Source organism: Adlercreutzia sp. DFI.6.23, from assembly GCF_024462535.1.
GTDB classification, from domain to species: domain Bacteria; phylum Actinomycetota; class Coriobacteriia; order Coriobacteriales; family Eggerthellaceae; genus Adlercreutzia; species Adlercreutzia rubneri.
The window spans coordinates 1-255 of the sequence record NZ_JANGBP010000867.1 but is presented as its reverse complement, the minus strand read 5'-3'; the positions used below and the strand labels follow the sequence as shown (position 1 = coordinate 255).

Annotated in this window: 1 pseudogene; it reads right to left on the bottom strand. The window is 70.6% G+C overall.

Going from position 1 to position 255, the window contains the following annotated elements:
• A pseudogene (locus NE591_RS15815) lies at positions 1-255 on the bottom strand (IS21 family transposase); the annotation flags it as partial.

The window sequence follows — 255 nt, the reverse complement described above, 5'->3', positions numbered from 1 at the left end:
GCACTCGATGCCGTTGCGGCGCATCCACTTGGTGAGCGTGTTGTAGGCCGGCGGCTCCTCGCCGGCGTAGCAGCGGTCGATCAGGTACTCGTAGATGCCGCGCTTGGTCGCGCCGGGCAGCTGCGCCGTGGCCTCTATGACCTCCCTGTGGCGGTCCAGCCCGCTCGGGCGGCACCTGCGCGCGTCCTCCACCTGGCCGCCGGCCTTCCAGTACTTGGCCACCGTGTGCCGGTTCATGCCGTAGCGCCGGGCGAT